At 65.1% G+C, this 10,150-nt stretch carries 3 protein-coding genes; all 3 read right to left on the minus strand.

Annotated features, from left to right (window positions below):
• Positions 1-4 precede the first annotated feature (4 nt).
• On the minus strand, positions 5-1,579 hold the full coding sequence (locus BSZ40_RS10320; RefSeq protein ID WP_073826101.1) for a DUF7059 domain-containing protein: 1,575 nt from the start codon (positions 1,577-1,579) through the stop codon (positions 5-7).
• A gap of 69 nt (positions 1,580-1,648) precedes the next feature.
• Positions 1,649-3,571 (minus strand): VaFE repeat-containing surface-anchored protein, encoded by a 1,923-nt coding sequence (locus tag BSZ40_RS10325; protein ID WP_073826090.1) that lies wholly within the window; start codon positions 3,569-3,571, stop codon positions 1,649-1,651.
• 464 nt (positions 3,572-4,035) lie between these two features.
• The gene (locus tag BSZ40_RS10330; RefSeq protein WP_158020901.1) at positions 4,036-9,561 is read right to left on the minus strand and encodes a DUF7927 domain-containing protein; all 5,526 of its coding nucleotides are present in this window, start codon (positions 9,559-9,561) and stop codon (positions 4,036-4,038) included.
• Positions 9,562-10,150: the final 589 nt, after the last annotated feature.

The raw sequence follows: 10,150 nt of genomic DNA on the forward strand, positions 1-10,150 counted from the left end.
TCACTCACGCCTGTTCATTTTGTGAGCCCTCGGCGGGGTGCACCAGTTCCAGCAACCCGCCGAAGAGCAGGTCACGAATGAGCGGGAGGCAGGCGGCACGGACTGCGGCGGCGTCGGCCTCCAGCAGGCCCGCCACCGCGTCGCACAGCACCCCGAGCGGTAATTCTCCGTCGCACGCCCCCACCACGGCCGCCTCTGCCGTGCCCAGTGCAAACTGCCGCGCTAGGCCGCCCCCCTGGGCCAGCCGCATTAGGCGCAGCTCCCCCGTGCCGGGCATGGTGTACCGCTCCTCGACTACGTCGGCAGCCACGCGGACGGTAGCGGCCGCCAGCTCGGTATCGTCCAGGGCCGCCAACTGTTGCCCTACCCGCAAGGTGGCGAGCACATGACTAGCGGGGTCGGCCGTCCCGAGACTGTCGACGTGTTCCAGGCGCTGCCAGGTGGGGCCGGGGGTGGGCGGTCGATGCAGGATGATCTGGCCAAAGCCAATGCCCTGCACCGCGCGCGTCCTGAAGTCAGCGAGCCACTCGCCGTAGTGCTGCTCGTAGGTGGGGCGGTCGCTGCGCGGGTCGAGGCCACCGTCCCGCAGCCACATCTCCACATATTCGGCGGGATCAAGCACCTCGCGTTGCACCACCCAGGCATTGACTCCCGACGGCAGCCAGGCTGCCACCCGCTGCTGCCACGGCTGCCCCTGGTGGTGTTCCCAGTTGGCCAGCAACTGTGCCACCCCGCCGGGGGCCAGGCGCTCGCCCAGCCCCGCCACCAGCTCGGCCACCAGGCGGTCTCCTCCCCAGCCCCCATCGCGATACTCCATGAGCGGCAGCGCTAGTTCCGGGGGCGTAATAACGAACGGCGGGTTGGATACGATGAGGTCCGCCTGACACTCGGCCACCGGTGCCAGCAGCGACCCGGTGCGCCACTCCACGTCGATACCGTTCAGGGCCGCGTTGAAACGGGCGAATTGCAGCGCCCGCGCGGATATGTCGGTGCCAATCACGGCGGTGGAAAAGTGGGCGGCCTGCAACGCCTGAATGCCGCAGCCGGTGCCGATATCAATGGCCAGGCCGTGGCGCCCGCCTGCCACGCTTTCGCGAATGGTCCAGGCCGCCAACGTGGCCGACGCCCCGCCTACGCCCAACACGTGTGTCGGGGCGAGGGCAGTCCCCGCGGTCATCTCACTGCGGTCGGAGGCAAACCACTGCTCGGCCCCAAAGGCAGAGTGGGGACGCAGGTCGACGGTGGCCTGCCAACCGGCGGTCGTCGCCGTCACCAGCCCCAGCTGCTGGGCTCCGGTTCGGCCCGCCGTCGGCAGGGCGGACTGCAGTTCCGCCTCACTGAGCGTATCTCCGAGGATGAACAGCCGGGTCAAGAGCGCGCGAGCGGCCCCGACAGTTCCGGGGGCGATAGCCCGGGCGGCCTGCAGCGCCGGCACGCGCTGCTCCCGGAGGAGCGCGGCTTGCGCCTGCGCGCCGAGGAGCCCGTTGACATGGTCCACATCCCACTTGGCGCGCTGCAGATCCGCTTTGAAGGGGGCTAGGGCGGCAGGGTGGGCTACGGGGGCGGGGTAGAGACTCACCCCGCAAGTGTGCCAAATGGAAGTGGGGGCGAGCACGGCGCTCGCCCCCACTTCGGTTAACTCACCTGATTACTGCCGCCGACGGCGGGAGACCAGGACGAATGCCGCACCTGCGGCCGCTGCCAGACCCGCCAGCGAGCCGATGAGCACCGCGTTGGCACCCGTCTTCGGCAGCTGGGGCTTGCCCGGCTTGCTCGGCGTCGGAGTGGGGGTCGGGGACGGACCGGGCTTGGGCGCCTCGATCGTCACCGTCTGGGCCTTGTCCTCCAGATCGTGGTGCTCGGCCACCAACTGGCCGTGCGCGTCCACCAGCGATTCGAAGACCACGAAGGTCTTGCCGCCGTGCCCAGCGGGAACCACGAACTCCACGTCGATCGTGCCGTCCGCTTCCTTGGGGGTGAACTTGGCTTCGGCCTTGATGCCGGTGCCCTTGCCGGTGGCCTTGTCCATCAGTTCGCCGCTGACCGTGTATTCCTGGCCGGGGGTCAGGCCCCAGTAGGAGACGGTGTCAACGACGGTGCCGCCATCAGCGCCGATCACCTGGTCACCGTCGGCCTTGTCCTTGGCCTGGGTGGCGAGCTTGACGACGGGGGCGGGCTTGTCAACGGTCACGGTCTGGGCCGCGTCGTTGATGTCGCGGTGGGAAGCTACTTCCTTCATGTCGGCACTGGTGTAGGCGGTCTCAAAGACCACGAAGGTCTTGCCCTCGTGCCCGGCGGGCACGGTGAACTCGAGGGCTACGGTGCCGTTCTTCTCAGTGGGGGTGAACTTGGTCTCGGCGGTGATTCCGGTACCGGTGCCGGTGGCCTTGTCCATCAGTTCGCCCTTGATGGTGTACTCGGTGCCGACCGTGAAGTCGGTGTAGGAAACGGTGTCAACGACCACGCCACCCTCAGCCGGCACGACCTTGCCGCCGCCCTTGAACTCGGCGGAGGTGCCAAGAGCCGGAACCGCGGCGCGCGGCTTGATGGTCAAGCGCGCCTCGGCGTTGGCGTTGGACGGATTGATCTCGATGAGCACGACGGACTGGGCCGGCTTGCCATTCGAGTGCGGCTGCGGGGTGAAGACCTTGCCGTGCACCAGCGTGGTGGCCACGTCGGCGGTGAAGACCACCTCACCACCGTCCGCATCGGCGGGAATCTGCACGAAAAGCTCGGTGCCGTTCGGAACCGCAGACAGGTCAACAGCGGCTCCCTTGGCGTCCACCACGGGCAGGCCCGGGGTGACGGTCAGGTTAGCCGTGGGCTGGTTGGTTTCCACCAGGATGGGGCCAGCCTTGCTGCCGGGAGCGAACTCGCCGCCCGGGCCGGTCAGCTTGACGGAGGCCGCCACCTGCGATTCCTTCAGACCAGTGTTCTCCGGGCCCTTGAGATAGTCCACCACCTGGGTGGTAGCAATCTGAGCCGGGTGCTCTTTGCCGAGCACCTTGCCGGTGGTGCGGGCCTTCGGGTTGTACGGGTCGCCGCCTTCACGCTGCGAGACCCCCACGAAGTTCACGCCGTCGGTGAGGGTCCAGATCGCGCCCTGGGTGCCGGAGATGACGATGGACTCCAACTGCTCCTTGGAGAAGATGTTCACGTCGACCCCGGCGGCCTTCGCGATCTCCTCGGCGGGCACCTTCGGGTAGCTGTGCTGGATGATCCAGCCGACCTTTTCCCGCACCACGGGGTCGTGCTTGAAGGCGTTGTCACCCTGGTAGTTAGCCCAGTCGGTCACCACCCCGGGAGCGTCGTAGCGCGCCCGGCGCCCCAATTCGACACAGTATGCCTGCACGGTCGAGCCGTCGACGCCAGCGCCCTTAACGTTGAAGAGCGAGACCACCCCACCGCCGCTGCGGTTGCCGCCCTTCTCCGTGATGATGGCAATGCCCGAAGTTCGGGAATCATCAATAACAACATCCGTGGCTTGCGCCACGGTGGCTGGGCCGACGACTAGGGCCAAAGCGGCCAGAGCGCCAAACCCAGTCTTCGCAAAGCGCCTGATGAGGTTCATAGACGCGCGTCCTTCCTGGAAGATGTAATCATGGCAACACCACCAAGATTAGTAGGTAAAGACACAGGTAAATCCGAGGATCAACACAGCCAATTTGCCCTCAATTCTCCGAGGCCTTGGGGCGTTTCCGGGGCGATCGCCCCTGAAGACTTCCTGACCCCGCCCTGTAGGTGACACTAACGCGCAACCAATGACGCCGTCGCACGCCACTCAACCTGGGGCGATCGCCCCAGTCGTTGCGCCCGCACAGAAGTCCCCTCGGAGAGGTTGCCTTCCTCCCTGGCCTCGCTACAAATTCTGTTATTTAAGCTGCCAACCCTGGCAATCGGGACTTAAGTCACACAAGCTAGGCGAGCCGATTTTGCGAACTATTCTCACCAGCCCGTCGGCGGCGGGAAGCCCGGTGGACACGGCAAAGCGGGGGGCGAAGCCTTAGCACTTCGCCCCCCGCCGCCTAGTTTCGGCTAACTAGCGCGCCGCCGCCGCGACAGCCCCACTAGCGCCAGGCCGCCGACCAGGATGATCCCGGCGATGGATCCCACGCCGATGGCGTCGGCACCCGTCTTCGGCAGGCGGCCCCCCGGCTTAGCCGGCGGAGTAGTCTGCGGCGCACTCGGCGTCGGAGTCGGAGTCACCGAGGGGATCGGCGACGGTACCACCGTCTGCGATGGCGTCGGGGTCGGGGTGGGCGTCGGCGGCGGAGTGATCCGATGCGTCGTCTCACAACCCACCGCGTCGTCACACTTGCCACGCTCGTGATCCGAAGTCACCGTGTTGACCAACGTCCGGTCACCACCCTGCTTAACCGTCACCGAGAACGTAATGGTGATTTCCTCACCCACGCCCACGTTGCCCGACCAAGTCAAGGTCTCACCCTCCACGCGCACGTCACCACTCGAAGCAGCCACGTCCCCGTTGTAAGTCGCATCATCCAACACCCGCGCCAGCGAGTCAGAAATCCGCGCATCAGGAACCTGGTTACCAGCCGCATGCCGCACCTTCAACGTGTAGACAATCTTGTCGCCCACATTGACCGTCGAACCAGACGCAGCCTCAGCCACCTTCGAGAACACAAACGAACCCGGCTCAATCCGATGCGTCGTCTCACAACCCACGATGACGTCGCACTTGCCGCGGTTGTCGTCGGAGGTTACCGAGTTATCGAGCACTAGATTGCCACCCTGCTTGACCGTCACCGAGAAGGTGATAGTCGCCCGCTGACCGGGAGCGAGATCACCGGACCAGGTCAATTCCTCGCCCTGCACCTGCGCAGTGCCACTGGAGGCAGCCACGTCACCGTTATAGGTGGCGTCGTCGAGAACCCGTGCCAGGTTGTCGCTGATGCGCGCGCCCTTTACGGAGTTCCCGTCGGCGTGCCGCACCACCAGGGTGTAGACAATCTTGTCCCCCACGTTGACGCTACTGCCCGACGCCGGGGCAGCGGCCTTGGAGTAGACAAACGAACCCGGCTTGATCCGGTGCTGGGTCTCGCAGCCCACCGCGTCGTCACACTGACCGCGGTCGTCCGGGGTAGAGACGGTGTTGCGCAGGGCGGCGTCCCCGTCCGTACCCACCTGCACCGAGTAGGTGACGGTAACGGTCTGTCCCACCGCCAGGTCACCATTCCATGTCAACTTGGTGCCGGTGATCTGGGCCTGCCCACTGGAGGCCTGCACGTCGCCGTTGTAGGTGGCGTCGTCCAAGACCTGGGCCAGGTCGTCCACCACCTGCGCGCCCGTCAAGGCCAATTCACCGCGGTGCTGAATCTTCACCGTGTAGGTGACCTTCTGGCCCGGGACCACCTCGGAGTTGGACGCCGGGTCAGCGGTCTTGCTGAAGACGAACGCTCCCGATCCCTTCGGCCGGACCCGCTGTTCGTCCTTGTCGTTCACCAGCTGGCCACGCGGGGAGGTGCCTTCAACCTTCGCCGAGTTGTTGATGGTGGTGCCCAGCAGCAGGTCACCTTCCTTGACCGTGTAGGGCGCCGTCCACACCAGCTTGTCCCCGACCTCCATCTCGTCCACGGTGCCCGTGGACTGGTCAGCCTGGAACTGCGGCGCAGCATCCAGCTGGATGGTCTCCCCGCGCCCGTTGGTGAAGGACTCTTCCGACAACTTGACATCGTGCAAAGTCACTTGCCCGTTGTTCGTGGCCGTGAAGGTGTACAGCACCTGGTCTCCCGGCGCTACTACGTCCTTGTCCACCGACTTCACGAGATCGATCTGCGGCTTGGCTATACCGGCGTCCACCGAGTGGTTAGTGGTGTTGACCGGCAGCACAATGCCAGCAGCCACCCCGGCGCCATCGGCATCGGAATCCGCCATGTCGTCCCCACCATTAGTGGTGGTGAACTCATACATTTCCGCGGCCTTATCACCCGGCATCCGGAATGTCACCGTGTAGCCGTTCGCGTCGGAGGCCCGCAGGTTCGGGAACTTGTACAGGCCCGCCGCATCGGTGCGCGTGGTCAGCTCGACGCGGTTGCCGAGGTCGTCGCGCCCCTGCAGGGTTACTTCGGCGTCGGCCACCGGCAGTTCGCCCGCGTCCTGCAGGCCGTTACCGTTGGCATCAATCCAGAAATAGTCACCGAGCTCAGAAGCAACCGTGGTCTCCGCCCGCAGGAGCGGACCGATAGTGAACTTCAAACCGTCCGCAGCGGCAGACACGGAGTTGACGTAGTCCTCGGCCGGGACGTTATCCACCCCGATCATGGACAGGTCAACCTCGATAACCGAGCCCGAGGGGTAGACCCCCGACTGCTGCACCCGCAACGCCGTAACTTCGTTCGGGTCAGCCGGGCAGGTGCCCGTCCCGGACACCACGACTCCCCCAAATGGCGAATCGCACCAGGTGGTCGCACCGTCGGCGGCGTTGGAAGGATGCCGCGGGTCGTTGTTCACATCGGCCGCCGAGGTGTACAGCAACCTGGTCTGGCTGTTACCCCGCGAGATCTCAGCGGAGACGAACCCGAAGCTGCCCGAGAAACGAGTGCCGTTCAGCCCCTGCCGCGGCAGCACATCAATGATGTCGGGGTTCTCTACCCGGGTGGCATCGGAAGTCGGCAACGTGTTGGTCAAACGTATACGCCACTTGTGCTCGTCGAACACAGCCGGGCCCGGGCGGTTTACCTGCACCACCGGCGTCAAGGCGAGCTTTTGCAGCTTGACACCCGCCACGTTCGCAACCTGCACGTCAGCGGTGTCAACCCGCTGCGCCAAGGTCGAGGCGTCGTCCTGCGCCCAGACCTCCACCCGGTTGGTGTACACCCCGTCGTTGACCGTCGGGTCTACCTCCACTGACAGGATGATCGGCTCAATAACCTCGTTGACCTCCTGCTGCGGCAGCACCCACCGCACGTACGTCTCGCCTGGCCCACATGCCTGGCGCTTGGCATCGGCAGGCATTGAGCCTTGCTGTACGACGTTGGGGGCCACGGACGCCGACGCGTAGCTTTGCGAGGCGGGGATGCAGTCTTCCACCCACACGTCCTTGCGCACGCCCCGCGTGACAGCCGCCGACGTGAGGGAGGGAGACAGCTGGTACTGCACGGTGTCGTTACCGGTTACGTTCGGCGGGGTCTTAGTGAACGGGCCGGTCGTGCCCTTTCGCACCGCCTTGGCGATCCGCACCTGGGCGTGAGCCAAAGTCAGACGGTCACCGAGCACCCCACGGTGGGTGTTCTCGTTGTAGGTCGACGGGGTCCAACCCTGGTTGGCCGCAATGATCCCGGCCGTGTCTAGCTCCTCGAAAGGAACCCGCTTAGCCGAAGCCCAGTTCGGAATGCGCGTCCCGGTTTCGTGTCCGTTGTCCGCGACCTCTAGCCCCACCGATACCTGCATGTGGTAACCCGTGGCGAACTGGTAGAAGTTGCCCACCGGCTCGGGCAAGAGCGTCGTCACCCGCACGCGGGACACGCCCGTGTAGACCCCACGGGCCGCCTTGTCCGGGTCGTTGCCCGGCACCTCGGCAGGCGAATCAAACCAGGGACCCTGCGCGTCGCCGCAGCGCGATGCCTCGCCCGGGCCGCCCGCAACGGCCGAGTACTGCACCTTGATCGCAGGCACCTCGTCGGCAGAAACAGCGTCACGCGCATCGGTGTTGGTGGCATTGGCGAGGTTGTTGTACCCCGAAACCCACACGGCCTTACCGCCAGACGGGACCTTTTGGCCACCCGCGAGGGACGAGCCCGGGTAGTTCTTTTCTTTCAGGTGCAGCTTGGAGTTATCCCACGCGTCACACATGAGCATGGAGATCTTGGCCGGCAGCAGCGGCGAGCTACCGCGCGTCTGCAGCACCGAGATGATCTCCTGGGTCGGGGCGACCGTGATGTCCCCCGAACGCTGCGTTGCCCCACCCGGCGGCCCTTCCGCGGTCCACGAGAAGCCAGGCTCAAAGTCGGCGGGGGTCATGTTGCGTTCGGTACCGGGCACTCCCGCAAAGTACTTCGAGAAGGCGTTACCAATCTGTACCACCGGCACAGTGGTGCGGTAGTCGTTCCAGTCCGGCTGATCGGCGCTGGTCTGCTTGTCCGTCGGGGTCAGCCCGGTGATGTCGAGCTTGGTAAACGCGTTGCGCGTGTCCAAGCTCCACGAGAGCGCCCGCGGGTCCTCAATGCCAAAGTCGCGCACAGCTGCCGCCGGCGTGTAGACGTCAAAGGCGTGCGCCACGGCGTATGCCTGCCCCGCCGGCAGGGCGGAGCCGATCGGGCGCGCCACCTGCGTCGGGAACGTGCGCAGCGAGAAGTCGGCTCCTTGCAAGGTCATGGTGACAGGCTTGCCTGGACCGTCGGTCTTCAGGTGCAACCTGCCGGAGTCACGCACCGCATTTACCGGCGTCAACGTGACACCGTTCTGGGTGGTCCCCACCTTCGAGCCGGGGATCAAGTAGTTGCGCTGGTTGTTATACAACCGGGAACCATACTTTTCCAGATTGGCGTTCATCTGGGCGTGCTGCTGGGGGGTCAACTGCGGGTAGAGCGCCTCGGGGGACAGATCGTCAACGAACGTGACATCTCCCGTGGCGGGCATCGCACCCTTGCCGTTTGCCGGCGCGAAGATGGTGATTTGGTAGCCCGTGACGAAACACTGCTGCGTGTTATCCCACAAGCAAGGCGCGAACGCAGGGCCGTACTTGTAACCGGAATCCGGGGTCAGGGCGGTGGAGTTCTTCGAAATGTCCCACATGAGCCGAGCCGAGGCGCGCACGCTTGGCAGGTCGGGGGCGGCAACCGGGGCATCCACACCGGTCGCCGTGACCGTGGCGGCCACCGGGGCCAACTCCTGGCCCTGCTTGACCAGGTTGGTGACCTTGGCGGTTACGTACACCTTCTCGGTGGCAGCTTCCTTCCGCCCCACGTTGCAGGTCAAGGTCTGCTCCGCCAACTCGTTAATGGAGTCGCCGGTCAGCGGGAGACGCGGGTTCCCAGCAGAGCTGGGAGTGATCTGACTGCCTGGGCCCGCACAGTAGCCAGGCACTTCGGTGATCTCCATACCCTTGGGGAACGTGATGGAGTAGGTGAGATTCTCGGCCACCCCGGTGCGAACCACATACTCCAGCTCGTAAGTGACCGTGTCATTTACGCGGACGATGCCGTTCTTGTTGCCGGAGTCGTTGCCTGGATTGTCGTCGTCGTTGAAGCCTGCGGTGCCGTCGGTGTGCACCTTGACCGACAAAGCCAGATCGCCAGCCTGCGCCTTCGGCTCAAGCGCCGCCGACCGGGAGCTTCGGGGCTGGAGCTGGCTGGGGGCGCTGGTCTCGGTGTCAGCTGGGTCGGCCTGCTCGTCTTCCTCTTCCGGGGCCGGGCTCTCCTCCGCAGGCGGGGCGGAAGTTTCTTCAGCTTCCGGGTCGCCCTGCCCCTCCTCACCCTCAGGCTCGCCGTCCTCAGCGGGCGCGGCAGTGTCTTCTGTTATCGGGGCGGGGGACTGCGACTCTGGCGCCTGCGGGGCGGGGGCCGCGGTCGGCTCGGCAGTTGCGGCGCCCTCTACCGGCACGGGGCCAGCCAGTGGGGCTGGGTCACCAATGGCGATATTGTCATCAGCCAGGCGCGCCAAGGACTGCGTAAAGGCAGACTGCAGGGCCGGCGCTGACTCCCCTCCCGCTGTCGCCGTACTGGATATTCCGAAAATAAGCGCGACAGCTGACCCGCTTGCCACAAAGGCACCGAGCCAGCCTCCTTTTCGGCTTGGTCTGCGCATTCTCCGACCTCTTTCTCTACCTAACTCCCACACCAATTGCGGCACAGCACATTCACAGCTTTTCCAAAGCCGGGAAATTAGCTTCTCCACACTCCTTCACATGCTAACGACTTTCAGGAAATTCGCATAGAGGCTTCAGTCAGCCATCAACACGAACTGTCACGAACCGACACCATCGTCGCCACCGCTGTGTGCGAACCCACTTCTTTCAACAATGAAATTTAAGGTTGCCCACTACGACTTTTAGATTACCGCCCTAGTGGCCCGCAACACGTTTGGGGGGGTGGGTTTTTGCCCACCCCCCAAACACTTCACGCCGCTAACTCACCGCGCAGCACGCCGCCGCGACAAGCCAACCAACGCCACACCACCAGCCAACACCGCA

It is taken from the genome of Buchananella hordeovulneris, from assembly GCF_001907235.1.
In the GTDB taxonomy this organism is placed as follows: domain Bacteria; phylum Actinomycetota; class Actinomycetes; order Actinomycetales; family Actinomycetaceae; genus Buchananella; species Buchananella hordeovulneris.